At 51.1% G+C, this 26,678-nt stretch carries 24 protein-coding genes and 1 pseudogene; 9 read left to right on the top strand and 16 right to left on the bottom strand.

Features of this window, described 5'->3' with window-relative positions:
* Nucleotides 1-97: 97 nt before the first annotated feature.
* Nucleotides 98-598: a hypothetical protein gene (locus ACYVHC_RS21345; RefSeq protein ID WP_460615763.1), complete on the bottom strand. Its 501-nt coding sequence runs from the start codon at nt 596-598 to the stop codon at nt 98-100.
* Nucleotides 599-874: 276 nt separating this feature from the next.
* On the opposite strand from ACYVHC_RS21345, the gene ACYVHC_RS21340 reads away from it, so the two are divergent.
* The 3 genes from ACYVHC_RS21340 (at nt 875) to ACYVHC_RS21330 (ending at nt 3,940) form a co-directional block, all read left to right on the top strand.
* On the top strand, nt 875-2,092 hold the full coding sequence (locus ACYVHC_RS21340; RefSeq protein ID WP_460615762.1) for a hypothetical protein: 1,218 nt from the start codon (nt 875-877) through the stop codon (nt 2,090-2,092).
* A gap of 573 nt (nt 2,093-2,665) precedes the next feature.
* On the top strand, nt 2,666-3,205 hold the full coding sequence (locus ACYVHC_RS21335; RefSeq protein WP_460615761.1) for a hypothetical protein: 540 nt from the start codon (nt 2,666-2,668) through the stop codon (nt 3,203-3,205).
* 282 nt (nt 3,206-3,487) lie between these two features.
* Entirely contained in the window at nt 3,488-3,940 is a 453-nt protein-coding gene (locus ACYVHC_RS21330) for a hypothetical protein (RefSeq protein ID WP_460615760.1), read from the top strand.
* 70 nt (nt 3,941-4,010) lie between these two features.
* Here ACYVHC_RS21330 and ACYVHC_RS21325 read toward each other — a convergent pair whose 3' ends face one another.
* The gene (locus ACYVHC_RS21325; RefSeq protein WP_460615759.1) at nt 4,011-4,499 is read right to left on the bottom strand and encodes a hypothetical protein; all 489 of its coding nucleotides are present in this window, start codon (nt 4,497-4,499) and stop codon (nt 4,011-4,013) included.
* A 233-nt stretch (nt 4,500-4,732) separates the two neighbouring features.
* On the opposite strand from ACYVHC_RS21325, the gene ACYVHC_RS21320 reads away from it, so the two are divergent.
* Nucleotides 4,733-5,311 (top strand): hypothetical protein, encoded by a 579-nt coding sequence (locus tag ACYVHC_RS21320; RefSeq protein ID WP_460615758.1) that lies wholly within the window; start codon nt 4,733-4,735, stop codon nt 5,309-5,311.
* 433 nt (nt 5,312-5,744) lie between these two features.
* Here the strand turns inward: ACYVHC_RS21320 and ACYVHC_RS21315 are convergent, their stop codons facing one another.
* The 4 genes from ACYVHC_RS21315 to ACYVHC_RS21300 form a co-directional block, all read right to left on the bottom strand.
* Nucleotides 5,745-6,950: a hypothetical protein gene (locus ACYVHC_RS21315; protein WP_460615757.1), complete on the bottom strand. Its 1,206-nt coding sequence runs from the start codon at nt 6,948-6,950 to the stop codon at nt 5,745-5,747.
* A 184-nt stretch (nt 6,951-7,134) separates the two neighbouring features.
* Complete coding sequence (locus tag ACYVHC_RS21310) at nt 7,135-7,566, bottom strand: hypothetical protein (RefSeq protein ID WP_460615756.1); 432 nt, start codon at nt 7,564-7,566, stop codon at nt 7,135-7,137.
* 666 nt (nt 7,567-8,232) lie between these two features.
* Nucleotides 8,233-8,946 carry a porin family protein gene (locus ACYVHC_RS21305; protein ID WP_460615755.1) on the bottom strand — a complete coding sequence of 238 codons (714 nt, stop codon included), beginning with the start codon at nt 8,944-8,946 and terminating at the stop codon, nt 8,233-8,235.
* A 514-nt stretch (nt 8,947-9,460) separates the two neighbouring features.
* Nucleotides 9,461-9,964, bottom strand: coding sequence for a hypothetical protein (locus tag ACYVHC_RS21300; RefSeq protein ID WP_460615754.1), 504 nt, complete (start codon nt 9,962-9,964; stop codon nt 9,461-9,463).
* Nucleotides 9,965-10,153: 189 nt separating this feature from the next.
* On the opposite strand from ACYVHC_RS21300, the gene ACYVHC_RS21295 reads away from it, so the two are divergent.
* From ACYVHC_RS21295 to ACYVHC_RS21280, 4 genes are all read left to right on the top strand, one after another.
* Nucleotides 10,154-10,303, top strand: a complete 150-nt coding sequence (locus ACYVHC_RS21295; RefSeq protein WP_460615753.1) for a hypothetical protein — start codon at nt 10,154-10,156, stop codon at nt 10,301-10,303.
* An 87-nt stretch (nt 10,304-10,390) separates the two neighbouring features.
* Nucleotides 10,391-10,774: a hypothetical protein gene (locus ACYVHC_RS21290; protein WP_460615752.1), complete on the top strand. Its 384-nt coding sequence runs from the start codon at nt 10,391-10,393 to the stop codon at nt 10,772-10,774.
* A 488-nt stretch (nt 10,775-11,262) separates the two neighbouring features.
* The gene (locus ACYVHC_RS21285; RefSeq protein WP_460615751.1) at nt 11,263-11,853 is read left to right on the top strand and encodes a hypothetical protein; all 591 of its coding nucleotides are present in this window, start codon (nt 11,263-11,265) and stop codon (nt 11,851-11,853) included.
* Between the two features lie 219 nt (nt 11,854-12,072).
* Nucleotides 12,073-12,579 (top strand): helix-turn-helix domain-containing protein, encoded by a 507-nt coding sequence (locus tag ACYVHC_RS21280; RefSeq protein WP_460615750.1) that lies wholly within the window; start codon nt 12,073-12,075, stop codon nt 12,577-12,579.
* 709 nt (nt 12,580-13,288) lie between these two features.
* Here the strand turns inward: ACYVHC_RS21280 and ACYVHC_RS21275 are convergent.
* The 7 genes and pseudogenes from ACYVHC_RS21275 to ACYVHC_RS21245 all read right to left on the bottom strand — a co-directional run bounded on the left by ACYVHC_RS21275 (nt 13,289) and on the right by ACYVHC_RS21245 (nt 23,734).
* Nucleotides 13,289-13,819, bottom strand: coding sequence for a Riean_0653 family protein (locus tag ACYVHC_RS21275; RefSeq protein ID WP_460615749.1), 531 nt, complete (start codon nt 13,817-13,819; stop codon nt 13,289-13,291).
* A 297-nt stretch (nt 13,820-14,116) separates the two neighbouring features.
* Nucleotides 14,117-14,272, bottom strand: a pseudogene (locus ACYVHC_RS21270) (transposase); the annotation flags it as partial.
* Between the two features lie 373 nt (nt 14,273-14,645).
* Nucleotides 14,646-15,755 (bottom strand): DUF7005 family protein, encoded by a 1,110-nt coding sequence (locus ACYVHC_RS21265; RefSeq protein ID WP_460615748.1) that lies wholly within the window; start codon nt 15,753-15,755, stop codon nt 14,646-14,648.
* A gap of 24 nt (nt 15,756-15,779) precedes the next feature.
* A complete protein-coding gene (locus ACYVHC_RS21260) occupies nt 15,780-18,704 on the bottom strand; it encodes an NHLP family bacteriocin export ABC transporter permease/ATPase subunit (RefSeq protein ID WP_460615747.1) in 2,925 nt (974 codons plus the stop codon).
* Between the two features lie 11 nt (nt 18,705-18,715).
* Nucleotides 18,716-20,905 carry an NHLP family bacteriocin export ABC transporter peptidase/permease/ATPase subunit gene (locus ACYVHC_RS21255; protein WP_460615746.1) on the bottom strand — a complete coding sequence of 730 codons (2,190 nt, stop codon included), beginning with the start codon at nt 20,903-20,905 and terminating at the stop codon, nt 18,716-18,718.
* Nucleotides 20,906-20,916: 11 nt separating this feature from the next.
* Nucleotides 20,917-22,179, bottom strand: coding sequence for an NHLP bacteriocin system secretion protein (locus tag ACYVHC_RS21250; protein WP_460615745.1), 1,263 nt, complete (start codon nt 22,177-22,179; stop codon nt 20,917-20,919).
* Nucleotides 22,180-22,183: 4 nt separating this feature from the next.
* Nucleotides 22,184-23,734: a TolC family protein gene (locus tag ACYVHC_RS21245; protein WP_460615744.1), complete on the bottom strand. Its 1,551-nt coding sequence runs from the start codon at nt 23,732-23,734 to the stop codon at nt 22,184-22,186.
* Between the two features lie 710 nt (nt 23,735-24,444).
* On the opposite strand from ACYVHC_RS21245, the gene ACYVHC_RS21240 reads away from it, so the two are divergent.
* The gene (locus ACYVHC_RS21240) at nt 24,445-24,597 is read left to right on the top strand and encodes a hypothetical protein (RefSeq protein ID WP_460615743.1); all 153 of its coding nucleotides are present in this window, start codon (nt 24,445-24,447) and stop codon (nt 24,595-24,597) included.
* 356 nt (nt 24,598-24,953) lie between these two features.
* Here the strand turns inward: ACYVHC_RS21240 and ACYVHC_RS21235 are convergent, their stop codons facing one another.
* The 3 genes from ACYVHC_RS21235 to ACYVHC_RS21225 form a co-directional block, all read right to left on the bottom strand.
* On the bottom strand, nt 24,954-25,475 hold the full coding sequence (locus tag ACYVHC_RS21235) for a cyclic nucleotide-binding domain-containing protein (protein WP_460615742.1): 522 nt from the start codon (nt 25,473-25,475) through the stop codon (nt 24,954-24,956).
* 99 nt (nt 25,476-25,574) lie between these two features.
* On the bottom strand, nt 25,575-25,913 hold the full coding sequence (locus tag ACYVHC_RS21230; protein ID WP_460615741.1) for a hypothetical protein: 339 nt from the start codon (nt 25,911-25,913) through the stop codon (nt 25,575-25,577).
* Nucleotides 25,914-25,993: 80 nt separating this feature from the next.
* The gene (locus tag ACYVHC_RS21225; RefSeq protein ID WP_460615740.1) at nt 25,994-26,647 is read right to left on the bottom strand and encodes a helix-turn-helix domain-containing protein; all 654 of its coding nucleotides are present in this window, start codon (nt 26,645-26,647) and stop codon (nt 25,994-25,996) included.
* Nucleotides 26,648-26,678: the final 31 nt, after the last annotated feature.

Raw genomic sequence — 26,678 nt, 5'->3', positions numbered from 1 at the left:
CGTGTTTTAATTGCGTTTATTGAAAGGTTATCCAGAAGCCCACCCCATTTTTGGGCGCCCGTGGGAAGTAAACGTAGAGTTTACTAATTCTACCTACTTAATTCTTCCAGCGTATTCTCTTATCTACTGGTTGCCACCTTCCATTTTTTCGCTCTGCGAGAATGGCAATACCTCCGCCACAGAACACGCAGAAATTATTCAACAGAATGTAAGCGCGGGAACTATCGCGCGAGAAAAGTGGCTGCGAGAAACGATAGTAAGCAGGCTCCATCATTTGTTTCTCCAAGCGTTTGAAGACCTGCGGATTCAGCCAATCCCCGGGCGTCAACCGTGTCGTATCGAGGCGAGCCTCCTGCTGCTGTTGAGCCTGTTGAACCAGGGTCAGGGAGTCCTGCTGGGTAAAAAACACCCCGCCAGCGTACTTCAGATGAAGTAGGGAGCGCAAGATGACAGTTTCATGACCCGGACTATAAGTTTGCGGATTGACCTGCACTAGGAGGCGAAGCGGAACTACATAGTTCATGATAGGCTGCCCCCTACCCCCTGGAAGGGAAAGGGCCAGGCTATCGTGCCGAATCAACGCCTCGATCAACTGCATGGTGGCAGGGTGGACACTGGGAGTCTTAAGCTCTGCGGCCCGCTGCTCCGGGGCGCTACAAGAAGCGAAACTGAGTAGTATACCTATCTGGAGCCTAGAGTTCATCTGCTGGATTCTTCACTTAACATCATTTGACTGCTGGGACAGATCTATTACTTCTGGTGTTTCACTAGCCTTACCCGGTTTCGGTAGTGTAAGTAATGCACAAACCGCATGGTAGCCAAGTGACTTGTGCACCGGCGCATTATCTTCCGGCTTGATCTCGCTTTACCTTGTATGATACCACCCCGATGGCTGCTGTACGGCGGCTTATTAAGTAGCTGCCTTGCCTGCCAGGAACAGCGCGAAAAGGCTCCCGCCGCCGTAAAGTCAGCCGTTACCCCACAGCCCGCAACGGCCGGGGCGTCGGTGGCGGCCACGCCGGTGGTCGAGGCGTACTTCTCCTGGCATCAGGCCGGCCGGTATATTCTGGATATAGATTTTGCACCCCGCACCTCGGAACTAGCCCTGGTGCTGCAGTACCAGCGCCAGCCGGTCAGCCACGACGGGCCGCCGCCGCCGTTGCCGGTCAATGACCGGAGCGAGGATCCTACCATCAGCCTGCTGCGTACCGATACCCGGCAGCTTATCCGAGTGGACTACGGCTGGACGCCCACCTTTTCGCCCGATGGGCAGCTGTTGGCCTATAGCTACCAGATGCGGCCAATGCCCAACCGGCGCGCGCTGGCCTCCACCTTTACCGGCAACCCCATCCGGATCTACGACCGCACCACGCGGCGTGTCACCACCGTGGCCCGCCCCGCCCGGACGTTTCTGTTCGAGCCGCGGTTTGCGAGCCCCCAGGAATTGGTGTACCAAATCGGCGACACGGTAAACGGCAGCTACGCGGGCGGGGTGGGGCTGCTGCAACTAAACCTGCGCACGCAGCGCACCGATACGCTGTACGCCGTCCAGCGCAGCCACGGGCACTACCATTTGCTGGGCGGCGTATGGCCGGGAGCGGGAGAGCTGTACTACTCCGTCGCCGTGCCTCAGGATCATTCCATCTGGATGGCCAATGCCTACGAGCACCAACTGTATACTAGGCGGGGCCTGGCGCAAAGCTTCGGCCTCAGCAGCGAGGCGTATGTCGACGACCTGATCGGTCTGCGTCCTGTCGGGGAAGCCGTGCTTGTGGGCCAGGGCCAGGACACGGCCGACACAAGATATTACCTGAGCTATTGGCGCAAGGGGAAGGGGCAGCGGGAACGGGCCTTGCCGAGCCAATTTACCAAGGCCGTGCTCAGCCCCGACGGCCAGTACCTATTTTACCTGACGCAGGAGGGGCAAGCCTTTGTGCTCAATACCGATACGTTCCAGCAGACTACTCTGTCCACTGGCGAGGCGGAGGTACAAACGGTGCAGTGGGCGGCCGATTCGCGACGCTTGGCCCTGATACAGTCCTCCGAAAAGCTGCCCGCTACCGATGTGGTGCACCTCTATCGGTTGCGCTGAGAGACATAACGAACGGCATTTCCCTGCTCATACTTAGTGGTATATGGAAGTCATTAAATGACCTATGCTACATAGCATTTGGGGGGCAGTGAGGAATGGGTTTGCCGGAGCGCGGATTCACGGAATCCTTTCTTTACATCATGAGGTGTACTCTCGAAAGGCCCTCAAAAAAGTGATACTTTGTACCTCTCACAAAGGCGGGCTGTCGGCGTAGTACTTTGCCGAGATATAAAGTGCACGTTTACAGCTTATAACACTCGTCCTCTGTGAAAGATCTGTAAACAGTTTTAATACAACCCGGTAAATCAGTCGCTTTCCTGCTGCAGCTGCGAGTTCCGCTGCATCCTGGGAAGTGAGAAGAGGTCTTTTTCTGCTCTGTATAAGGACCGATAAGCCCCCACGAGATTTAGCAGTCTCTATCTGAGGCGGCGCAGCATATACATCTGCAGTAGAATGAACCGCACCAAGTAGCTCAGCGCGAACGATGAATGCGACAACAACATGGCTGCGACGGGGGTACAAGAGCAGGGAGAGGTCCTATCTTGCCTGAACTACTACTTTGGGAAACTGCTGATGCCTATCTCAATGCCGTTGCTGTCCTACTGTGCCCGACTCTTAGCAGCTTTCGCCCAAGGCGTTCACCCCAACTGTACCCTCGAAGTCCAGCCGCCAGAACAGATGCTTGGCTTCGCGAGCAAGCGCTCTGTCGAGGCGCGCCACGCCGTGCAAGACTTTCAACGACTAGCTGGCTCGCCCTACAGCGTGCTGTATCTGAAGGAAGGGCCGGCGGGGGCCACCTATGTGCGGTGGGTCCAGCGCTCTTCGACCCGCTTCACCCGCTACACCTACCGGGCGCAGCAGGTCGATAGTACCCAGGTTGTTGCCGTACGCTTGCCCCGCTGCCTGGCCCGGCTACCGCGCGCTTGTTACAGCCCCGAGTGCGAAAGCATTTCAACCGCACCGATCCATCGCGTACTGCTTGTCAAACAAGGCCAGTACCTAAAGACCGGGCTGAGTTTCACCGACTATGTCGCGCAGGATTTCACTCGGGCCGATCAGGCACGCATCGCCCCACTGATAGCCGTGATGCACGAGTTGGAGAAGGACTGGTAAGGCCGCTGATCCTTTCCACAAACGAGTGGCAACTGCTCCAGCCTACGTACACGTACCTCTGGGGAGTTTCGCACCCTCCTCTACAATTCACCGAGTATGCCCCCGAAGGAACACGCTTCGTTAGCCACTACCTTGGCGCCTCCTTCCCTGCATCGGATCACGCTCGCAGCGGGGACAATAAGCAGTAAGAAACATAGTAGCAAAACTATTTCTGTGATAGGCACGGTGAACCGCACACTAGAAGGGATACGAATATATAGTGCCTATCTGCTAGCGGGGTATGTGACCTTCTTCGTGGTGATGCTCTACCATGGCGTCTCAGCTGGGGTTGCCAGCTATGTTCCCCTTCTGGCGCTGGCGGGTGCCACCCTGCTGTTTGTGGTAGCCGCCCCGCTGCTGGTGTATCACCCTACAGTAGGCCTGTATTCGGGCCTAGCAGGCTGCCTGCTCCAGGTACCCTTTAGCATGCGTTTCCTGGCCCTGGTGGTAAACGATGTGGTGCACGGAGCGGCGCCCTGGGCATTGCTGGTGGGCATTCTGCCCGTAACACTCGTCCTGCTCAGTAGTTATTGGACGGGAAAGGCCCTGCTGCGACCGAGCTCACCTCGGTTGACTTGGCCAGCGGTCCCAGCGATAAACGTCTTGCTCTGTGTGCTCCCGCTTCTACTGGCGGGAAGCTATGTCTACGCTATCCGGGCCTCCCTCAGCTGGAGCATGTTCACTCCCGGGTTATAGACCAGCTAGGTGCTGGTTACGCGTTACGGAAAGCACGATTACAAGGACTGATAAATCTCGTGGGAGCTTATCAGTCCTTATACACTTCTATAGCTCCGCTTTTAATCAACATCTGGCGGTCTGCATATCGGAACTTCATAAATGCGGCAATTGCCGACAAATAAGCGACCTGAGTTGATTCAGGTAACGGGTATTGCTTCAGATAGCTCGTATAGTTGCTCAAGATGCTGGCGATGGAGCCGTTGGCTAGAAAGGTGATACGCCCCTTACGATAAATGAATAGCCTCCCAGAGTCATGGGAGCCCGTCGTAAAGTAGTACAAGCCCTCTGTGAATTGCTTTTCCTTTCGGTTGAGTACATTAAAGACCGGAACATATGGGTATTGCGACCCTATCGGCGCCATGGAGGTTCCATCGTGTGTTTCCACGTACTGACGTATTTGCTTCAGTGAAGCCTCCGGTACTTTTACCGCATCTTTACCCGCAAAATCAAAGCTTTGCGCCTGCACGGATGAAGTGAGCAGGATGAGCAATAGCAACCAGTATAAAGAGGCGCGCATGAGTGAGTTACTAGGCTAGTTAATTGTAAGGCATATTGCCCAATACTCTGACTAAAGTACTACATGCGCCCGTCAAGGGTAGCAGAGAGAAAACCGGCACTTTTCCGAGGCGGGTTCGAGATCAAATTTTATGTTAAGGGACGAAAGGAAGATGAATCACCTAGTGCCTGCTCCACCTCTTTATTTCGAGAATTCAATTTAGATTCGAACTACTAGACTCCTTTATCCTAGCTATGTATCTACTCGTACTTTGTTCTCTGATCGGGAGTCTATCCTTTACCACCGGTTCCCGCTACACCACATCAGGCGTCGACCAACTTTTGCAACAGCAAGCGGCTATTGACCGCTATGCCCTAGCCCACCCCGCCGCGTTCCTGACCTATGTGCAACTGGAAAATGGAACGCTCGTGAAGACGACTTCAGATACGCTTCCTGCCACGACCGCCGTGGTTTTTCGGGTGCTAAGAAATGAGCAGCAGCGCCTGCTCTTGGCAAGTGAGTCCCCTGTGAGTGAAAGCGGGGACTGGAGTCTGGCCTACACGCACTACTTCAATCAGCAGGGCCATACCTTCGCTTTCAAGCGGGAAACCGCTTTCTTCAACAGTGGGTGTACCGAGTCGGCCGCGTTGGAGACCATCACGCGCTATTATACTGCGTCCCATCGCGAAGTACATAAAACTACCACGTTGGTAGACGACACGGGAAAGCGGTTGAACAGAGCGACGTGTGTCTCCCCCTATGACTGGCCGTATGCCTATAGCAAAACAAGCGGGGCGTTCTTATCGCGAAGCAGAATACCAGCTATTCACTAGTCCTAGAAGTTCAGTTATGATTAGTAACAGCCGTGCTATTCAAGGATTATGCATGGGTTTAGGCTTGCATGTCGTGGGTAGCTACCTCCTATTCCAACTTCTCCAGCCGCGATGCGAACCCTGTTTACCAGTTGGTCCCTGCCCTCCTTGTATATCAATAGCGCAGTATGTGCTGGCGGCAGTAGCTAGTGTTATGGCGCTTCTCATAACTGTCAAGCTGCTACAGTTAGTTTACCGCCGATAGACTGTCCTAGAAGTGTAATTATGCTAAGGGACAGAACTCAGACGGGCACCGCATTATTTGCACTTCCCCACTTCTCCTAAAACCCTGTTTCGTGCAGGACGCGTGAAAAACCACCCCTTCGTTGAACCATCCCTTGGCGTGCCCCACTTCGCGCTGGCGCCGTACCAGGGTGATGCGAGTGCCCCACGGCTACTGCCCCATCATCAAGGCCTCGAAGCTTTTAGCATCGGTCCAATTGATTTTCACCAAGTCGTTGCCGGCAATTAAGAGGCACGCCACTTCCTTCTCCCCAGCCACGCCATAAAAGTGCAGGTTCATCAACACCACATTCGGGCCGTAATTGATGGTCACCGGGTAATGGGTGTACAGGCCGTCGTTGAATAAGGGGTCCACTAGGGTAATTACGTTCTTCGCAATCGTGGCCAGGAAGGTTCGCCCCTGCCAGTGTACCATGTAGTAGCGGTGGCCTCGTACGTAAAAGGCCGAAAAGACCTCCAACCCATAATACTGGAACACCGTCCGACTCGCGCTCGCGTCGCTCGTGTTCAGCGCCTGCGCTCGAGGAGAAAATTCCCTATCCTGAGGCTTTTGCGAGCCCTGCCAGCGCGCGAGCTTGGCGGGGTCGGCAATCTTCTGCAGGTCCGCGCTGCCCATCCCATGTCCCAAGGAGGAAAGCACGAAGTAGTTGCCGTCCTGTTTAAACACGGAGTTCGGGCAGGTCGCCCCGGTCAGGTAGTACCGGCGTTGGTGCTTGTCATAGAAATACACTTCGCCCCCAAACTCGCCATGGCACGTGAGGAAAGACAAGTAGCGCTCGTCCTCAAACAACGTGGGCTGCTTATTGAACGGCACGTCCCCCGTGTAAGGCACCCAGGCATTGGCCGCGCCGAAGGCGTAGTATTTTCCATGCGATAAGCCGATTAGCTGGCCCCCAACCAGCCAGTGATACTCATAGTTGCGGGTGTTGAGCCGGCGCTCCAGATCCTCGTTCCGGGTGTGGTTGTCCAGGGTGTAGCACGCAAAATACCCGGGCTCAAATAAGGTGACCAGGTGGTTTTGGAAAATGACCGAATTGGCTAAAGGAAAGGGCTTGGACGAGAACGGGTTGCGCAGCACTATATCCGACTTGTTCAGTCCCAACGCCTTGGTATCCGCTTCAATCCGGAAATTCATGCCCACCCGGGCACTGTCCTCCTGGTAGAGCAGCGGGAGGGGCAACAGCGCGTTGTTGGAATCCAGTTGTTGCAGTTTCTGCCACCGTTGGTGCCACCGGATAGCAGGCGCAAACTCAGGGGGTGCCACGTATTGTCCGATGGTAGCCTTCTTCGGATTGCATTGCTGCAAGCCCAGACCTAGCATCAAAAGTGCAACCGCAGCTGGTAGAAGGTTCACCATGAGTTGTTACTTAAGAGAGAGAGAAGGCTCCGTATACTGTAGCGTAGCCTGCCGTTGCGGGTTCACGGCCTCGCATTTCAGGGTCCCCACCCCGACCATACACGAGGGCACCTGCCGCCGATGGAACCGCTGCTATACACAGGAAAAGCAAAGTCCAATGCGCCTTCGGAAGAAAGACAACAGGCTACTGCCGATCTAGGTGAATGGTAAAATCGGTACGCGTATCCTGGTTTCCGTACGGATAGTATTCGCCTCGTAAATACAGATCCAGGACTTTATCCGTCAGCTTACGGATCGTATAGGAACGCGCCGGCGGCGTACAGATCAGCAGGTCCCCTTGTCGAACGTATACATCCGTATACTGCCCATTGGTAACGCCATCATAGTGCTGTAGCTCCGTAGCCGTGATCGTGAGCTGACTATACCCGATGGCATCAATGGGCTTGTACGTGGCCACCACTTTATCCTGACGGTCGTACATGACAGGCTCTACGTTTCGCACTTTCCAGTTTCCTTCCAATGGGCCCGCTATTTCCACTGGTTCCGGATCACTCTGACGGTCCTGGCAGGCACCGGTGAAGAGCGCTAAGCTCAGCACTAGGATAACTCGATTCATGGTAATGGATAACTAGGGTTGACTATAGTCCGCAGAAAGAGTGGCCTGCCTAAAGAAAAGAGTCCCTGGAACAGGCCGGACAATAATTTGTCATCTTGCTCAGTCAATGAGTGCGCGTACAAGTTAGACTTTTCGGAGTATATACTTACTCGTTATGTATAATCCCCTCCGTACACAAGTACTATTTCCCGATCGTATTGTCTGCCTAGAAGAGGCAGCGCAATATTTGATCTGCCTAAATGCGCCGGTCATCTTATTGCTGCCTCTCTACTACTGGCTTACACTATTGTATTATACTAGTAACTTGTTTTACAGCAAGCGCTGCTTGCCCTAGGCACGCACTTGCTCAGTCATACCCTGAGCCTACTGCTGGCAACTCCCTTCCATCGCTCACGCGTGTCGGATTTGAGCCGCTTTAGTCGTGCGGGTATCGAGAAAGTATTCGAACACACGACTTGGCTGGTTTGCTGGAACAGGGTGGTGTCCGCTTCTGGAGCTACTCCAAACCACTACTCCATACAACCGGGCCGATGAAAGGCCTGATGAAGGCGATGATCGCCTGGGCTGCCAGGTAGTACGCGCAACGCTTCAGTGAAAAATGGAAGTGCTGGCCCAGCGCGAATGACATACAAGGCGGCGGAAAAAGGATACTTATTCTGATTCGAATTACTCGGATCTACCGAGAAAGTACGCGGCTGACAGCTGGGCCACGCGGTGGTAGTAGTGGGCTCCATCTAGCCCACGGTCTGACTGGCGGTATTCTGCTCCCAGATCCACTAGCCCATAACTGTAACTCAGTTGCAGTAGGAGCCGATTATAGCGGTACCCTATTCCGGCTTGCAGGCCGGCATCCCATCGTTTGGACGCTGCTCCCCCCTCCTCTAACTCGACCACATTATCCACCCGTATGGGCAGTTCTCCTGTATTCGTTGAGCTAACCCTTCCGGCAATCTGATTGTAATCATCCCAAGTATAGCGACCATGTAGCAGCATGCCCAGGTAGCCCCCTGCAAACACCTGTAGCCCCTGCCCATTCTCCTGTAGGGAATAGGCAACGCTCACGGGCAGTACCAGGTAGTTCAGGGCATACGTATCGTTCCTGTTGACTACCAGGGTTGAATACGGATGTTCATCTTGTATCCGAAATCCTTTCTGCGAGTAGAGAACCGAGACGTGCAGGCCCACATTGCCTTTGCTGGCGGTTGCCATAATCCCAGCTTCTCCTCCTAGCAGAGGGCGAGTATCATGCACGTGGTTGGACGATTCGTAGGGGGCGGTGCCCACATTCAATCCAATTCTGGGTCCGATATGTACCGCCGTTTGACTATAGGCAACGCTAACACTGCATAAGGAGAAGGATAAGCTGAGTATATAGTTCATAGCTTAAACTTAACACGACAGGCTAACACAAAAAAGCCCGTGATTTTGTCACAGGCTTTTAGCTAATGGTAGTTAGCCAGAGCCAACGTCCTCTTTTTATCTGCTATACAGTTACGCCAGGAACACGAATACTTGTTTAGCGGCGCCAACCAGTACTTTTCCTTTGAACGCTGGAGCCGGGTCGCTCCATACGCTCCTTTTCCTGTACAGGCCCACAAGCAGTAAATGTCGCGGAAACAGCGCCTACTAGCGGGAAAACCCGTTCCGTAAACTAGTACAGAATGCGACGTACAGGCTGCCATAGCTGCTCAAGGCGAATCCTATACTTGCACTGCTAGCGCAGGAGGCATCAGCTCCTCCTGTTAGCGTTTGGGCTGCTAGGCCACCTCTTTTTCGCTTCTGCCTGCACTCCCTAGCAGACAGGAGCCACCCATGGGTAAGAATGCCTCTCTAGTTCACTTACCTTGGCCTGCCGGAAGACGACCGCTTCACAGCCGCGCTACTGCCTTGTGTATTACTGACCGGTATAGACAAGTCGCCGCACCAGCAGCAGCCCACTCGTGGGGCTGGGGAAGCGATGGGTAACGATGAGCGTCGTTTCCGTCAATTCTTCGATCATGCCGAACAGACGGTAGCTGGCGGCAGATACTGGCGGGACGGCCCGTAGCGGAATGTTGGCCTCCAGCACCTGGTCATTTTCTGCTAAGCTCCAGCTACCCGTGTAGGCCTGCTCGTCCAGCGGATCGCACTGGGTGGGCCCATCGTCCATAACAATGGTCTGATCGGCGTGAAAGGTGTAGAGGTTATCCAGAACGCAGGAATTTGCGTTGGCATAGCTGTCTTGGACAGGAGCCGATCCTTCTTGCTGCGTCGCCGCCGTGAGCCGCCAGGTTCGGGCCATCAATCGTTCGCGAACGGTGAGGGGCTTGGGCTCTTTTTGGCAGCTACTCAGGCTGGTCAACAACCCCAGTAGCAGGGTAGAAGCGAATAACCGGGCAGGGGTAGGCAGAGGCATCATCAACGAAAGATAAGGTGGAATAAGGTGGGTAGGGCTATATCGCAGCCGAGGCCTGAGTACACGGGTAGTAGCGTAGTCACATGGTACTTCACCAACGCCGCCCTATGCTGTATTTGCCGTATGTTTGCTATGGCACGGCAACGGTAAACAACCAGCCGATACATTTTGCTTTTCTCTTTTCTCCTGCTTATGCCTGTTCGCCGCTCCCGCCGCTCGAAAGACCAGCTCCCCGCTTCCCACACCTTGGTATGTCGGCACTGCCACAAAGATTATGTACCAGCCAAGCGAGGCACCCAGAAGTTCTGCTCGGGCTCCTGCCGCTCCACCCATAGTAAGTAAAAGAAAGCCGGCACGCTGGGCAAATTCACCTCCCTGCCGGGCCCGGCGCGCGGCCTCGGGTTTCTCGCCTCCACGGCCGCGGCGGGCTTGGGGGCAGCCGGGGCCAATGCGTTAGAGTATGCGCTCGTCACGCGCCACCTGGAGCGGCGCAGCAAAGAGCACAGCCAACAACTGACGGTGTTAACGGAGCTCGTGCAGCACGTGATCAGCCAAAACACGCAGCTGCAGCAGCAGGTGAGCCACATGAGCAAGGCCATGGGTGTCTCCGCTCCCGTGAGCGAGCCACTGCCGCTGTCGGAAGCGCTCGCTCAGGCCCTGGCGGCCGTCCCGGAGCCTCTCCCCGAGGCCCCGCCTACGGCGGAAGAGCAAGCCATCATCGAGCTCCTGCAGGCGGCCCTTACCCCGGCCGCCCCGGAACCTATTGGCCGTACACCTCGCCAGCGGGCGCCGGAAAATCCATCCCAGCATTAGGCTGAATTTTATCAGTTGTAAATGTTCCTTTACAACTTGTAAAATGACCTTAGATTCGGATAGAAGCATGCGTAGCCGCTTGCATCCAGCACCTACCTAATACGACCGGTAATGATTTTACTTGTGAGGAAAGGATTGCTCGACTAGAAGGCAACGATCTCCACCTAGACTTCAACTAGCGTTGTTCCAGAACTACGGTATGTCCTAAAGAGCAATAGGTAGGGCGGTGCAGAATGAAAAAGAGGCCAAAAGGACACCTGCTCGGACGTTTCCTAAAAGTCCGGTAGTAAAGCGTCCAACTGCTCTTCCCTCTTAGTAGGTAGGTAAAGAGGGAAGCCGTATGGTTGGCTAAACCACCGTTTGGATGAACGGTTAGCGCTGGATAAACCGCCTAAAATTTGGAGGTCGGTTGTGAGGACGGAGGAGTCCGTTTCGAATTAGCTTATTTTTACCGTTCTCCCTCTCGTTCTCCCCATCATTCTCAGCCCATGGATAACTGGCCAATATGGCTCGCGCTAACGCTCGCCCTCAGCGGCGGGGTCTACTTACTATCGCGCCCACTGCCCCTGGACTACAAAAACCGGGAATATCAACGCCATCTCACGCGCCAGGAAGTGGCCGCGCTGCGGCGGGGAGAAACGATTGAGAAGACGCACAAGGCATTTCAATCGATTTGGAAGGACTATTACGACGAGGGACCGCTGCGCGTGACGCCAACACCTAAAGGCAAGTACAAGTACACGTTCCTGCCCTACGGCCACTGGCGGCGCATGCGGACGGATGGTCGCCTGTGGGCCGAGTTCACTCAGACCACTTGGGCCCAAGAGAACTACTGGCACGAATACTTACCGACCGGTCAGCCAGACTTTCATATGGTAACGGTCCCCCGGGTGCTGGACGGAGACTCCGTGCTCGAAGTGCGGACCACCTATTTCAAACTGGCAACGCCGGCCGATACAGCTTATGTGGAGCACCGCTTCGCCAAGCTGCGCGAGAATGCGGAAGTCCGGAAGCGGTTTTACTCGTTTGACGCAGCGGGTAAGCGCCTGGTGCCAGCGGGATGGAAGCCGACACGCTAGCCTGACGGTTACGACGTGGCCAACCTGCCGGAACCGAGTGCAGGAAAGCGGACAAGCTTGTCCGCTGAAATTCCTCGTTTATCTGTACAATTAGTCTTCATGTCTAAAGAGAATAGTAAGAGCCTAATCCCGCGAAAATCAGTACAATAAACTGGTATAGGAAGCGAAGTACAGATTGTGTATCTTCTGAATGAGAAACCTGTACTTGGTCTATGAAGATTGCTTACCGTACTCGACGTGGGGCTGGGCGGCGCCGACGTGGCCCGGCCGAAAAACCAGCAGCCCAGCGCCGCTGCGATACAAGCCGCGCTTGGTCCGCTGGGCTTTGACTTGCTGGAGGACTCCCGCGACCAGGTGGTGGAGCAGGTAAAAGCGGCCATCGTGGAGATGGTGCACTACACGCCCGTCGAGCACTGGCCGGTGCTGAATTACTCCGTGTACCTGAGCGAGCGGCTGGGCCGCGATTACCGGGCCCTGTCTCAGTTGTTTTCCGCCCGCGAAGGGCTTACCATCGAGAAATATCTGATTCGGCAGAAGGTAGAACGGGCCAAGGAATTGCTCAGCTACCAAGACGATTCTGTGGCCGAGGTGGCGCGCCGGCTCGGCTACCGCAGCCCGGCCCACCTCACCAACCAGTTCAAGCAGGTCACGGGTATGACGCCGACCGAGTTCCAGCGGCAGGCCCCCGACCACCTCCACCGGTCGGGCTTGCAACAGGTGTCGTAGGCAAGCGGCGGGTACAATGGTTATCGCCCCTGCCCAGTGACTACCGCCACTTTCTCATTGGGGTGGCCGGAAGCCAGCTTGCCTTACGCGCAACCGCAAAGCAGTTCCTGTTTACCTCAACCAGTATTTACTCCAGGCTGCCGCGGCAGCACCTCAATCTGCACGGCAAGATGGACTTTGCCGACGACGCGATGAAAGCCTCGCCCCCTTTAGCTTCGATGTGGAAGCTCTGTTCGCCTTCAACCGGTAGCCGCAAGCGGCCCCATCCATTTAACTTTGGTACCAAACGTTTAATCAAGGCCGATAGGTGCTGACCCCGATCCTGCTCTACATCGCCGCGACGGTGTGGTGGTTCTGACTACGGAGTCGAGGTGAGAGCATAGAAGGCATTATTATCGAGGGGGTGATCCTGATGGTGGTGCTGTTGATATGCTTTAAGGCTTATCTCCCAATGGACCCTGCGCCACAGCGATCTCCTTGAGAATCGAGGCTTTCAGTAGGACAGGGAAAGTACTATTTGTGCTCGTCAAAGGCATTGTGGTGAAAGTCGTCACTTTGCCGAGGTGGCGTATATAACAAGCATTACGTTAAGGACACTAACACCCTAAAATGGCACTAGCTATACCAAGACGGCCTGCTTCTCGGTGCCTCTCCTGCCCTATCCGATGGGGTACTCTTATAAACCGGATAGAGAGGGGCTACTAGCGGTCTAAAACGTCACATCAAAGCGACCCTCGGTGGCCTGGATGGTAGGGCACCCGGTTGGTTGCAGGGTAAACTCAAACCGGCCGGATACGATGCGAGCGACGGGATCAAAGCGCGTAATCTCTACCTGGCCGCTCTGCTGGCTGCTGAGCGTGTCCCCCTGACACGGACTGCCATCGTCAAATTCCACGTAGTACGGGCGTCCATTGCCCAGCGGATACGTCCCCGTCTGCCACACGTTATGCAACCGCAACGATAAACTTTGAGACCCTGTGGTCTGCTGGTTTCGGGCAAAAATGTTGAGCTGGGTGCCGCCGTTTTCGACCAGCCAGACCGCGCCCAGGCTGGGGCCGGCAAACGGGCTGCGGAAGGGGCGCCACAGGGCGCCGTTGATCCGGCACCCCAGCGTGTTCTTGCCCGTCTGAGTTTCGGCCGGCAGTTGTGGGGGCGGCGGGTCCGGAAAGATCGTTTCCCGCACCTGACAGCCTGCGGTGAGCCCGGCAAGCAGCAGCCAACAGTAGAGAAATCGTAGCATAGCACAAGGTACGGCCCCTACGTCAAGAACGCTACCCACTATGGGAAGAAAGTGGACGCTGAGAATGGCTATAATATTAGCCTAATACACTTTATGTCAGATAGTTAACCACAGCTAATTAGACTTTTCAGTCGCCATATCACCTCCGGTTCTGGAAGTAACACCATCCCCCTAAAGAACGGTTGCTGGATACTTCGAGCATCGAGGTCATCGGCCCCAAAAACACGGATTTCGGAGCCGTTTTTCCTACCCCTGGTTGCATTCTAGCTTCGCAGAAATGAGCTTACGATTCTCTTCTTACAAGTGCTTAAGTCGCGTTAGCTCGGCCACGCTGGTCCCGGCGTACTTGCTTTTCCAGGCATAAAGCGTGGCCTCGCTCAAACCACGCTCCCACAAAATTTTAGCCACGGTTTGCCCGCTGACTTGCTGTTGTAGAATCGCCACGATTTGAGCTTCGCTGAACCGTCATTTTTTCATTGGTCAGTCGTCAGGTAATGAAAGTACGGCTTTCCCCACTCCTAACTGGCCCGCTATTTAGGTAAGCGTACATATGTGTCTGTTCGCTACTCATAATGTGGCTAAAACGTGATTTAGCTGCCGTGACTGTTCCGTCAACACGTGAAACAAAATTCGTGACGAGTTCTGAACGCTCTTGCTGTCGTTAAGCTACTGGCTTGTTCACTGTTTTGAAATACCCATGTTTAGCTGGGTTAATAAAATAGTCAAGAAGCTCATAACTATGATCCTGTTTGCGTAATAGCCAGCGCATATTTCATCATCGAAAGAGCTACCACTTTGATGACCATTGACGGTTTATTGGCTGATTCTATACGGCCTTGGTGAATAGATCTCTATATTTTTGACTAAGCAAACTCGATCCAAGTGGCGATGAAATATCAAGCAAATTAGTGGTGCATAGCGTATCCATCCTGGCTACTTGATCATCTACTGAATGAATGTTTCCTACCACTGCGTCAAAACTGGCGATGTTCTCGATAGCACATTTAATAACTGAAATTAAATGCCTGAAATCTTCAAAAGTTAAGTTGGCATTATTCACGTAATTCTCAAGCCTTCCACCTTGTCTGTAATTGGGGTACCCTTCTAAGCCCATGAAGGCTAACATCCACTCTTTAGAATAAAAACCTATGGTGTTGCTAATCCCGATATAGTCCGCGACGAGTTCATCATGGAGGTTATTGGAAGCGCAGCCGTACCGACTGAGCGTATATAGATGCGTACACTCATGCTCCAGTCTTAAGGTAAGCGACTGAGACATCCAGTCCGCTTCAGTAAGCCCCAGGAAGTCAGCACTGACAGCACTATAAGGCTTTGTGCTCAGAATAATCAGTTTATCCTTGTATAGGCCGGGATTTGGCAAGATGTTCTTAGAAAACTCTTGGTTCCAGCTCCCTGAGGGATTGTTTTGTTGCCATTCTTTCTTTAGCGTCTTAATTCGATCCCAGTTGTTTATCCCATTAACCAGCAGAGCCCCCATGGAATGGGGAACAGGCGTCGGATTGTTCTTGTATAGTAGGCATTGGACTATCTTGATGAAGTCCTCATTGTCAGTGACAGTCAGCACGGGTACTTTCCCTGCAATACTTTCGTGCAATGTAAATCTTACGCCTTCCACTTTGTTGAGCAGTGGTGTAGCCCCCCGGCTCCCAGGGAGAGACTTGCCTTTCAGCACCACATCAACGTAATCCTGGGTTTTGTTGATGCCTTCCTGAATGGGGAAGTTGAGTTGAGGGTAGCACGTCTTCAACAACTGAAAAGCATCTTCTTCTCTATATGTTGCTGCGTACTTCTCCCAGGACCTGACGTAGGGTTCATCAACAGAAGCCATTTTCTTATCAGGCTTATCGCAAAACCTATTGATAAAATACTTACTCATTTTATCCGATACCCTATCCATAGCATCAATCGAGACCATGGCTGACGAGTTTGCAATCATGATCTATGCAATTTGACGTTTTGCCAGTTGAGCGAATAGCATGTCTTTCTCCATCAATTCATCGTAGGTACCGCACTCAACGATGGTCCCTTTGTCCAAGACGTAAATGCGGTCCGCGTTTTTGATTGTACTGAGTCGATGAGCGATGATGATCCGGGTTGCCTGAAGCTTCTCCAAACTCTGGGATACTAAACCCTGCGTTCGATTGTCCAGTGCGCTGGTAGCTTCGTCCATGAACAGCAGTCGGGGCTTGTGGGCAATCGCTCTCGCAATCATAAGCCGCTGACGCTGGCCCCCGGAGAACGTGCTGGCTCCTTCGCTCACCACAGTATGCATTTCCATCGGCATCTGTTTTATATCATCCTCCATGCCGGCCATTTTTGCAGCTTCCCAAGCATCGTCCAGGGTTAGCTCTGAGTTGCCGATGATATTCTGAAATATGCTACCTGACATCAACGCCCCGTTTTGCAGAACCACGCCGATCTGCCTGCGCAGCAACTCCCTGTTCATGAGATCAAATGAGTTCCCGTCGTAGTAGATCAACCCTGCTTCAGCCTGCTCGAAGCCCAGAAGCAATCGCATGATTGTCGATTTACCTGATCCTGAAGCACCGACGAACGCAACCATCTCGCCTGGCTTTATCTTAAACGTGACGTCATTCAAGACCAGGGGCTGGTCCTCGCTGTATCGGAAGGAGACAGAATTCATTTCTATTTCTCCAGCCAGTTCTCCTGGATCCGTACTTTGCTCGGCTGATTCTGTTTCTGCGGCTAAAATCGGCTTAACGCGTTCATACAATGTGATTACGTTCAGGGAAGTTATCAGGGCCATGCTCAGACGCAGGCTATCGTTTAGAAATTGATTGAATGATACGATGAACGCCATGAATATCCCCACCGATAGTACACCCGTTACGCCGGTGGCATGCAACTGGGTATAGTAGAGAAAGGAGAAGAAGAAAATGGTCGTTACCAGCGGATAAGAGGCCGTGAAGGTCTCTACGACGTTTTGGTAGGTGCCCGAATTGAAACCAAGCTTTTTCAGGAGAGAAAACTTATTGGCCCAAAGCGCGAAAACTCTCCGCTCCCCCCCTGTTATCCTGATCTTGGTTATTCCCGAGAGAAACTCAAAGAGGAAACCCTGAATCTCACCCTGGTACTGAGAAACCTGGCGGTCGTACTTCAGCTTCAGCCAGCCAATCGTGATGATGAACGCGGCAGCAATCACTCCTAACCCTACGCCTACCAGAGCCAATTTAGAGTCATAGTAAAAGAGTAATATCAGGTTCACCGATGAGAAAGCCCCACTCAGCACGGCCGTCATTAATGTGCTGGATACGATTTGTCGGATCGCGTTGACGCTTAATATGCGGTTCGTTAGATCGCCCGCTGTGTACTTTTTATAGAACGTAACGGGTAGTCGAAGCATGTGGTCCATCATTCCGGCTTGCAGATTGATACTGGACTTGGATTCGACTCGTAGCTGCAAGACTCCCTCGACCAATCGCAAGCCTGCCTTCACGAGCGCAATCATGACCAGGATTGTGAATACCTGAAGATGTAGGGATCGATCTGCGGTTGGTACTACTTCATCGTACATAACGCCTGACAGTACCGGCACCAACAAGCCAATCAGGCTACCCGCTAACGCAGCTAAAATCAATAGTTTTGCGTCTTTCTTGACGCTCCTCAGCGCAAATGAGAGCACTTTCTTCACCGAAGTCATCGTGTCATCAAAACCGGAGAAGAACATATATCCGATCGGCTCTAACTGCTCGGCGATCTGGTGATCAACAACCGACTCATTCCCCGTCGATAAGTCTTTTATCGTATAACTGCTGGATGTCTTCTGCAGTAAAGCGACAGGAGTTTTGTCTGTTTTGTCTGTTTTGGTGAAGGCCAGGAGGGGGCCATTCTCTTCTTTCCACCAAGTACCTCTCAAAATAATCTTACGGATTCTCAGCTTCGAGCTTTTAGCAATGAGGTGCAGTTGATTCGTAATATTGTTTTGATGCGACTCAATGTACTTAGGCTCTTCTAACGTGAACCCAATCTGATTACCGATTAACTGACAGGTCAAATAAAGAATATTCTGCTGCTTCCGGTTTCGACCGATCGCGACCTCCTGGTTATTGCTGTTACCCGCTACGACGGACTTTATCTGACTGAGGGTGTCCTCTAGTGTCAGCTGATCAACGTTGAGCTTATTCGATAGATACGTACTCTCCTCTAGGAGCTGCGTGTCTATGATACTGTTAATTTGGGCGTAAAAGTATGCCTCCAGCTTACTTAACGACAGCAGGAAATAAATCTCGTCCTGCAGCAGTATCTCACGGGTACTCAACAGCCGCACGACGGTCCCGTTTTTCAGCGATTTTAGCCACAGTTTATTCGATACTGGAACCAGAAAGCCGGAATATTGCTCTGATTTAACGTGGGTGCTTTCGGCAAACAAACTAACCTCGCCTTTCAACAGGTGAACCCAGCTTATGCCATTTGAGGGGAAAGCAACCGTATTGGCTTCCAGGGTTACTTCTTGGTAATCATCAAGGGGTTTGTAGACCCTTGGCGCGATACCTGTGTTGACAACGGACGAGGTTTTCTGAATCCATTTATCGATCATGTTCTTCAGAAAGAAATGATCCATTTCCAAAAGATCAGTCTTGTCGATCGACAGCAGAGTAGACGCGGGGGAAAAAGCAATGAGCCGGGTGCTCTTGGTAACTTCCGGGGTAAGCAGACTAAATATTACCTCTCCCTTTTTTGCCGTATAGAGGTGTATGAGTCTATTCGTATAATTACCACCTTCATCAATCGTTGTGTAGAAAACGTTTACCTCGCCGGAAAGCACCATCCAGAACTGGTCGGAACGATTGAGTACAAAGGGAGACTCGCCACTGATATATATCTTTTCTTTTATAGCTGACATAGAAGTAGCATTTATTTCGTTTCGATCAAGCGCGCATAAACTCCATGCTTATCGAGCAACTCCTGATGAGTTCCCCGCTCCACTACTTTACCATACTCCATGACGATGATCTCGTCGCAATCAATGATTGTGCTGAGTCGGTGCGCCACAATGAGGCAGGTACATCCCCGTTTCTTAATGTTGTCCATGACAATTTTCTCGGCGGTGGGGTCTAAAGCACTGGTAGCCTCATCCATAATCAGAATAGACGGGTTCGTGACTAAGGCTCGTGCGATTTCTAACCGCTGACGTTGTCCGCCACTAAAATTGGCACCCCCTTCCGTAACCGAGCTGTCGTAGGCATCTTTTCGAACGGAGATGATGTCGTGAATAGCTGCGTCACGGGCCGACTGGATCACGTGTTTATCTGGAATCATGGAGTCCCAGAAGCTAATATTCTCTTTTATAGTCCCGCTAAACACCAGCACTTCCTGGTCGATTACGGCTAACGAGTTGGTGATGACATGCCTTGGAATCTCGCTCTTGGGTTTACCGTCGAAGTAGAGTTCACCACTCCACAACGGAAACAGACCGGAGGCTATCTTGGCGACGGTTGACTTACCGCTACCGGATCCACCCACCAGGGCAACCCGGCTCCCCGGCTTCAGTTTCAGATTGAAATTCTCGATTAGCGGAGCCATCGTGGTGTTGTACCCGAATGTCACATCTCTCATTTCGAAGTAGCCAACTAACTTACCGTGGCTACCAGCGTCGTTACCAGAGATTGCCTCGCTTGCCTTGAACTGGCTATCAAGCTCATAGTTCATCACGTCATCAATCCGCCCCATGTCGCTTTCCGTCTCGTGCAGCATCGTACCTACGGATATGAGTTGATTGACCGGAGCAATGAAGTTGCCCATCAAATACGTAAAGGATACCAATGCGCCGAGCGTCATCTCTCCATCCATAATTCGCAAGGCACCTAAACCCAAAATGAGTGTCGTCGTCAGGGAGGTGATCAGCGGGGGCAAAACATTCAATCGAATGGTCAACCAGCCCAATGCCTGTTGGGCATTCATTACTTTGGCCAGGTAGCCGATCCAATTCGTGAAGAAGTCATTTTCCCGCCCCGACGCCTTTAGCGTCTCAATCATACTGATGCCAGAGGTAGTCGTGCCCAACAATTTCCCTGTTTCGTTACAGAGCACGCGAGAGCCGTCTTTTCTGGCCCTGGTTACATACTTGAGTGCGATCACATTGAGTCCAGCCATGCATATCCCGATCAGCGTCAGGGATACGTCGTAGGAGAACATAAGGAAGGCATAGAATATGACGATGATGACGTTTAGCACCGCGTTGGCTAGGTCCCCACTGAGTAATTTGGCTACTTTATCGTTGAGGGACACCCGGTTGCCAATCTCGCCACTGTGCCGCTGCGTGAAAAACGAAATGGGTAGGTGAAAGACGTGCCAGAGAAACTTGCTGGACGTGGTTAGGGCGAGCTTCGTTTCTAATTTAAGCAGGTAATACTGCTGAAGATAAACTAAGGCGGCATTGATGATCAGCACGGCCATCATGATCAACAGCAAGGGCATAACAAAGTCCGAGTGGCCGTTCACCAGATATTTATCGATAAATACCTGGATAAAAGATGGGATCACCAAGCCTGGAATGACCAGAAAGAGACTCACCAAAAAAATATAGGTGATACTCAATTTCGAGTTCAAAATTCTGGAAGCCAGTGACGCAGCCAACCCACGTTTCTCATTTCCTTTCTCGAAATGATCGGTTGGTTTAAACGTAAGGACTACGCCCGTGTACGCATCATCGAATTCCTGGTAAGTAACATGATACCGTCCCTGAGCCGGATCACTCAGGTACACTTTGTTTTTTGCAAACCCCTCCAAGACCAGAAAGTGATTGAAGTTCCAGAAAATGATGGCTGGCGTCTCAATCTGCATCAACTTTTCAATCGACTTGGCATACCCTTTCGCTTCCAGTCCGAATTCGCGGGCGGCCTTGATAACATTAGTCGCCTTCAAGCCATCCCGGGATACACCACAGGCGATCCTGAGCTTCTCTAAAGGCACGAACTTGCCGAAATAGCTTAGGATAATACTCAAGGCTGCTGCACCACACTCTACGCTTTCCATCTGTAGAACGGTAGGCGACTTGACAGGCTTAGCTTGCTTACCTATGGGATAGATTGCGCTGGTTGCCATCTTGAAAAATATCAGTATAAGTTGAAGAACTTCTTGAATGCAGGGACAACTATCGTAATTGGATTTTCTTGCTTTATTGTAATCTGACCCATGCACGAGGTCCCTTCCTTTATTGAAATATCAGGTCCTTTGGCGGACGTCCATTTAAATCCACTGTAGGATTCACTATCCTTTTCAAACTCTACGTGCACCTCGAACAGGGGCCCCATGGCCAACAAGCCTTTCGCTAATTGATCGTTTTTCACCGAGATCATCATCCCCTGCTGCGTGATGGGAAAATCCGATACGTAGGTAACCTTCCCCTTCATAAAACCATACTCCTGTGGTTGTACCGTCGAAGGCACCACAAAGGCATCCATATCTCGCTTTATCTTTTTTCCATCCTGCGAAGGAATGTAGAGGACTCCCTTCAGCGTAGCCGATTTCACTCCCTCCTGATTTTTTAGTTTAAACAGCGGAGTTCCAGGTCCTACCATACTACCAGCATCAGCCAGTACTTCGACAACCTCACCGCTGTAAGCGCTTTTTATATTTGATTGGGTGTCGTATCGCTCACTCAGAAACTGAAGATTGCGCTCGGCCTCAGCTATGCGTTGTTTTTGAACAGCAACTTTTTGCTGTATCCCAAAGCCCACATCGTGTTGCCGACTGGAAACTTCGGCCATCTGGCCCTTTAAACGCTCTATCGTATTCTTCGACGCATCAATCTGCTGCTTCGTACTGGCAACCTGCGCTTTAATGATGAGTCCTTTCTCAAGCAGCTTAGCCTCGGATTCCAGCTGACTGTTGAGAAATATCAATTTCTTTTTTTCAGCTTCGACTTCACCTTGAATACTTACTCTGTTTTGGCTCATCAACTCACCTTCCAACATCGTTCCTTTGCTACCATAGGATACGAGTTTGTTCATTTCGAGCTTCTGCTCCGCTAGAATAGCTTTGGCATCTTCGATCTTCTGGCGAAGCTCCGGTTGCTGCACTGTCGCGATGATGGCCCCCTTTTCTACTTTGTCGCTGATAGAAACATGTAGTTTCATAAGTTGCCCCTGGGACGTGGCTACTAGCTCGTGGACTTCTCCCCCCAGCACAACCCCCGTTACATTGAGTTTTGTACTTACCCGACCAAAGACCGCCCAGCCGATACCCGTACCAAGAGCTACGAAGATAACCAGGAGCGCGATCCATGCCTTGGGGCTGGTAACCTGGATCAATTGATCTAGCTTTTCTGGTGTTGACAGCTTTTCTAAAGCCGACTTTCTTAGAAAACTTGCTGCCATAGTTTTAGCGTTTAGTATTGTATGTTTCTGGGATTGTGTAAAAAGCGTTCTGATCGATGGTGAAGCCTTTATTATCAGCATTGATCAACGTTCCCGTATTGTGCCTAAGATTAATAATAGCCGTAGCAAACTGCCGATAAGCCTGTAGGTGCCTTAACTGAGCCGTTGTAAGACGCTCCTGGAATAGGATTAGGCTCAGAAGCGTAGTCAGCCCCGATTTAAACCTAAGTTGTTCGTTGTTGAACACCTCCCGATTATAGTTCGTGATTTCTTCCGCCTTTTCTAAGTTGGAAACACTGTTGTTCAGGTAGTTCAAATCGTTACCTACCTCCAGTGCGATAGTCCGTTCAATATTGTTGAGGATCACGCCCTGTTCATTCAACGTGACATAGCTTTTTATAAGGTTTCCTTTAGCCAGGTTATTGTTGACTGGAAATGTGAACGTCAGCTTGGCACCGGTTTCGATCGTTTTGCCCTGATTATTAGCGAACGAAGAGAGCACGTCGTTTGCCCCGTTTCCGGTACTTACGCTGCCGTAAGAGAAAAATCCTGCTAAGTCCAGCTGGGGCTTTATGTTGTTTTCGGCCAACTCATACTGCTGCTTTAGGGCTTCATTCCCTTGCTTAGCTGCTCGTAGATCGGCTCTTTTTTCTTTGGCTATTCGGATGAGGTCCGCTTGATCTATACCCTTCTTGTATAATGACTGAGAGACAGTAGGGTAATCATTCTCAGGAATATCTAATAGTAGACTCTCTTCGCTGCTCAGACCAGCTACTTTTCCTAACTGAATCTTTGCCGCGTACAACTCTTGTTCAGCAGCAATGGTTAATCTTTCCTGGCTGGCCAAGTCTGCCTTTATCTGAATTAAGTCGCCGGCGGGCTTTTTATCGCCTTCGACCAAGTCCTCAGTTACGGACAGAACGCTCCGAATTCTGGCTTCACTCTGCCTGTAGATGTCGAGACTCTTGAAAGCCGTGTAGTAATTCCAGTAGGCAGTTCCTATTTGCCACAACTCATACGAGTTGATGTATTCATTATTGCTCTTGGCGTTTTCTACGTATAGAACGTATGACCGTTCAAGTGCAGTGGCAATGTTCCTTCCCCGCCCCCTTGCCAAAGGTTGAATCAGCGAAAAGTTGAGCGCACTTGCATTATTACCCAAGTAGGTATTTACTGGCTGATTGAAGTTGTTGAATGGATAGTTGTTATTCGTAAAGCCGTAGTTCACACCAAACTCAGCTATCTGCCCAGTACGAATCTTCTTTCTTACTCCTGCCGAGAAATTCAGGGCATTGGTCTTCAGGCAGTTATTTTCTATAGAATGTCTCCTGGGATCAGCCTCCAACAGACTGTACTGATCGGTGCGAAAAAGCAATTCTGAGAACGAGTTCAGGTCGAACACGCTTCGTTGAATCTGCAAGTCAGACGCTACGTTCTGCACCGCATACGAGCTTCGTATGATATTCGGGTTTTTGCTTAATGCCCCGTAAGCTATCTGAACCAAGTCAGTTTTGATCCTCGACTGGCTGCATGCATCGGCTGCATACACAGTCATAGCGAATAGCATGACAAATCTACCGTATCTCATTATATAACTATTTTGATTTACTAAGTGCCCGGTGGTTGATAATTTAGGAAGGCGGTGGAGGGAAACTTTACGCAACACTAGCACTACCAAGGCCAGCCAATGGAAGGCGAGCTACTATTCCAGACACGTTTCGTTGCGCACGAGCATTGTCTGGAAACTGCCGAGCCACTCATGCATTGGCTCAAGGACGAACTGGCAGCGGTAGAGTTTGGAATCCAACAGGGCCTCATCGTCGGTCTGCCAGTCCGTTGCGCGCTGGTTGCGAGGAATATGGGTCTCTATCGCACGCTTGGCGCAGTCCTAAACGCAAGATTTTGACATCGAAGGCTTTGTCCGCATTGAGAAAAGCCCGGCTAGACGCAATTAGGCTTGTTGGGGCCGATTGCAGAGTTCGGGCAAATACCGACTGTAGGCCGAACGTACCGTGGTGGTTGCCCGCTTGCGGGGTGGCCACCGCCAGGGGCTGGACCGTGTTGTCGGCTAAAAATAGGCGTTAATGGTAGGAGCCGCTTTGCGGCCCTGATAGCCGATCGGGACTCCGCCGCTTTTAGCTGGTGTATGGCTGCCATCGAGTTGAATGCTGGACAGGTCCAGGGCACAGCGATGTTGCCCTACGCGTAGCCAAAGCTGTTTCCAAGCTCCTTGCTTGCGCCATTTATCGAATAATAGTACACGCCTTGCCAGCTCAAGCGCTGGGTCGGCAGCAGTTGCTGCACGGGCAACCAGCGCCATTAGCAACCCGATTTGAGTTTGTACAAGATGGCTCCGACCACTTCCTGTGGCTGTACTATACGCCGAAGACCGAGCGAGCTAAAAAGCAGATGCGGTAGAATCCAGATCGTGCTGATTTCTTTGAACAAGACTGCCATAAAGAAGCAAAAGGAGGTGGGTTCTACCTCCAATTTCGCTCTATCGTGGGAGTCGTTTCTATTCTAGCGCGCCTGACCACTTCCTAACTAGCTTCTATGTTAAATTCAACAGGCCCAGTGCTTGTGGAAACGCGACCCTTCGCGTGTTTGCTCGTCGAAACCATCGTTCCCGCGCTCAGCGTGGCGAAGGGTGGCGTTTCTACGTTGGCGACAAGCCCTAACAGCGCGAAAGCACGACCTGTTTATAACATAAATTTAGTAGCACCAAGTACTTAACGATCTATGCTATACGTTGTGTATTACTACGACAGCTCAGGCTATACTTCTGAGAACCGATGTATGATCTGGACGAACCGCGAGCCGGCTTGAGCTACCCCATCCAAAACGACAGTTTCCAACAAGTCATCCTCTTCTGGATTTCCGAATCCAAGCTGATCGGTCGTCGCTCTCAATCGGTTTGACAGGAACAGAGCCAGGGCGTGGTAGAAGTTAGCTTTGAATTCGGCGTCCTTTAGGAGCCGGGAATTGATCTTATCACGGGAGATCTGAAAAATGGTAGAGGGTTTTGTGACGATTACCGATACCGAAGGGGGACGAGATTCTAGAAAAGACATTTCGCCAACCATCTCACCTGATTCCAGCTTGGCGATACATTCGTTGTGGTTACTATTTGCATACACGGCTAATTGCCCTGAGATTACTATGTATAAGCTATCAATTGATTCTCCTTTGGTGATAACCCGGTCACCCGCATCCAGCATCATTCTATTGCCGTTTTGGAGCATCCATTCTACGTCTCTGTCATTTAACTGACCCAAGAAAAAAAGTACACGTTTCATAATAGTATTTATTTAGTTCTAGAAATTACTTTTGCTTCAAACAAACTTACTATGCGTTACCTAGGCATTCTGGCTAAAAAGACTGACATAAATGACATTTTACGTATTTGTATTATCTAATGAGTTATACAATGATTTATAATCGGTCATAACAAAGCCGTTACTCTTTGCCCCTGCTGCTAAGTTACCTCTGTTCAGGGTCGAGGCTTCTTCTTCAACATTCGACTTTACCGGAATATTTATATAGATATAGGACGGATCAGATTGATCGGTGACCTTAATTCGCTTTCCAGACGAGAATTTCTTTCCGAAGATCTGCTCTAGCGTTTCTTTCGGGTTGGCAAGTAAGGCTTGTTTAAACTGGTCATTTTCCCAGGCTTCGGAAATTATCCTGAATAAGACTTCTTGCCCTTTCTTTTGTTGTTCGGTCAAATCCATAGGGTTGCTTTCGTTTTATATAGCTGATTTCCACACTCAAATCAAAAATAGCTTACTTTAACTGTGAAGTCGACATCATTTCATCGTAGGGAACCCAAGAGTTCTTTTGGAGAAACACTGTACTGACTCGCAAACAGCTTCGAAAAATAATGAACGTCATTATAGCCGACTGCGTAGGCGATCTGTGGAATGGAATGATCTACAAAGTTATCAATCATCTGCTTTGCTTTGTGCAATCGCAATATGCGGATGTACTTATTAGGGGTTAGGGACACCAGACTCAAAATTCTTCTATACAGTTGCCGTTCGCTCACGGCCATTTTATATGACAATTCACATAAGTTCAGAAAGTTGTTACTAAGGTTGTCATAAACCGCTTTTTCGAAACTCATCAACCAATCTTGATCGACCTTGGTCACTTTTTGAGGAGTTACCGCATCCATACACATCTGCCTAATATTCTCGTTAGACTCATATATTTTAAATATATCGGGACGGCTTTCATGGGTTAGGCTAAGCGATCTGGCTTTATTTTTTGCCACTATTGCTTCTATAATGTCACTTATCTCCTTAGTACTTGAAAATATAATTTCCTCTATTTTCTCTTTATTATATTCATCGCTGTTTCTCCCCGCAGCTGCAATGTTCTCCAAAGGAGCTTTGATGTTCTGAACAAGCTGCTCTAAAAGGTTAGGAGCATCCCAGTCGATGAGTATGTTTTCTGCCTGATTCATTGGTGTGATAGTTTTGGTTGAAGTAGACTTC

The organism is Hymenobacter seoulensis (assembly GCF_054780535.1).
Note: the sequence above shows the minus strand (reverse complement) of the source record. Positions and strands in the feature narration are given on the sequence as shown.

Excerpts from the sequence above, each read along its gene's own strand:
- ACYVHC_RS21285 (WP_460615751.1), top strand. The coding sequence starts at position 11,263 with ATGGATAACTGGCCAATATGGCTCGCGCTAACGCTCGCCCTCAGCGGC.
- ACYVHC_RS21335 (WP_460615761.1), top strand. The coding sequence starts at position 2,666 with ATGCCTATCTCAATGCCGTTGCTGTCCTACTGTGCCCGACTCTTAGCA.
- ACYVHC_RS21345 (WP_460615763.1), bottom strand. The coding sequence starts at position 598 with ATGCAGTTGATCGAGGCGTTGATTCGGCACGATAGCCTGGCCCTTTCC.
- ACYVHC_RS21235 (WP_460615742.1), bottom strand. The coding sequence starts at position 25,475 with ATGAAACGTGTACTTTTTTTCTTGGGTCAGTTAAATGACAGAGACGTA.
- ACYVHC_RS21325 (WP_460615759.1), bottom strand. The coding sequence starts at position 4,499 with ATGCGCGCCTCTTTATACTGGTTGCTATTGCTCATCCTGCTCACTTCA.
- ACYVHC_RS21310 (WP_460615756.1), bottom strand. The coding sequence starts at position 7,566 with ATGAATCGAGTTATCCTAGTGCTGAGCTTAGCGCTCTTCACCGGTGCC.
- ACYVHC_RS21275 (WP_460615749.1), bottom strand. The coding sequence starts at position 13,819 with ATGCTACGATTTCTCTACTGTTGGCTGCTGCTTGCCGGGCTCACCGCA.
- ACYVHC_RS21255 (WP_460615746.1), bottom strand. The coding sequence starts at position 20,905 with ATGGCAACCAGCGCAATCTATCCCATAGGTAAGCAAGCTAAGCCTGTC.
- ACYVHC_RS21320 (WP_460615758.1), top strand. The coding sequence starts at position 4,733 with ATGTATCTACTCGTACTTTGTTCTCTGATCGGGAGTCTATCCTTTACC.
- ACYVHC_RS21315 (WP_460615757.1), bottom strand. The coding sequence starts at position 6,950 with ATGGTGAACCTTCTACCAGCTGCGGTTGCACTTTTGATGCTAGGTCTG.
- ACYVHC_RS21265 (WP_460615748.1), bottom strand. The coding sequence starts at position 15,755 with ATGGTCTCGATTGATGCTATGGATAGGGTATCGGATAAAATGAGTAAG.
- ACYVHC_RS21245 (WP_460615744.1), bottom strand. The coding sequence starts at position 23,734 with ATGACTGTGTATGCAGCCGATGCATGCAGCCAGTCGAGGATCAAAACT.
- ACYVHC_RS21260 (WP_460615747.1), bottom strand. The coding sequence starts at position 18,704 with ATGTCAGCTATAAAAGAAAAGATATATATCAGTGGCGAGTCTCCCTTT.
- ACYVHC_RS21300 (WP_460615754.1), bottom strand. The coding sequence starts at position 9,964 with ATGATGCCTCTGCCTACCCCTGCCCGGTTATTCGCTTCTACCCTGCTA.
- ACYVHC_RS21295 (WP_460615753.1), top strand. The coding sequence starts at position 10,154 with ATGCCTGTTCGCCGCTCCCGCCGCTCGAAAGACCAGCTCCCCGCTTCC.
- ACYVHC_RS21225 (WP_460615740.1), bottom strand. The coding sequence starts at position 26,647 with ATGAATCAGGCAGAAAACATACTCATCGACTGGGATGCTCCTAACCTT.
- ACYVHC_RS21250 (WP_460615745.1), bottom strand. The coding sequence starts at position 22,179 with ATGGCAGCAAGTTTTCTAAGAAAGTCGGCTTTAGAAAAGCTGTCAACA.
- ACYVHC_RS21305 (WP_460615755.1), bottom strand. The coding sequence starts at position 8,946 with ATGAACTATATACTCAGCTTATCCTTCTCCTTATGCAGTGTTAGCGTT.
- ACYVHC_RS21230 (WP_460615741.1), bottom strand. The coding sequence starts at position 25,913 with ATGGATTTGACCGAACAACAAAAGAAAGGGCAAGAAGTCTTATTCAGG.
- ACYVHC_RS21340 (WP_460615762.1), top strand. The coding sequence starts at position 875 with ATGATACCACCCCGATGGCTGCTGTACGGCGGCTTATTAAGTAGCTGC.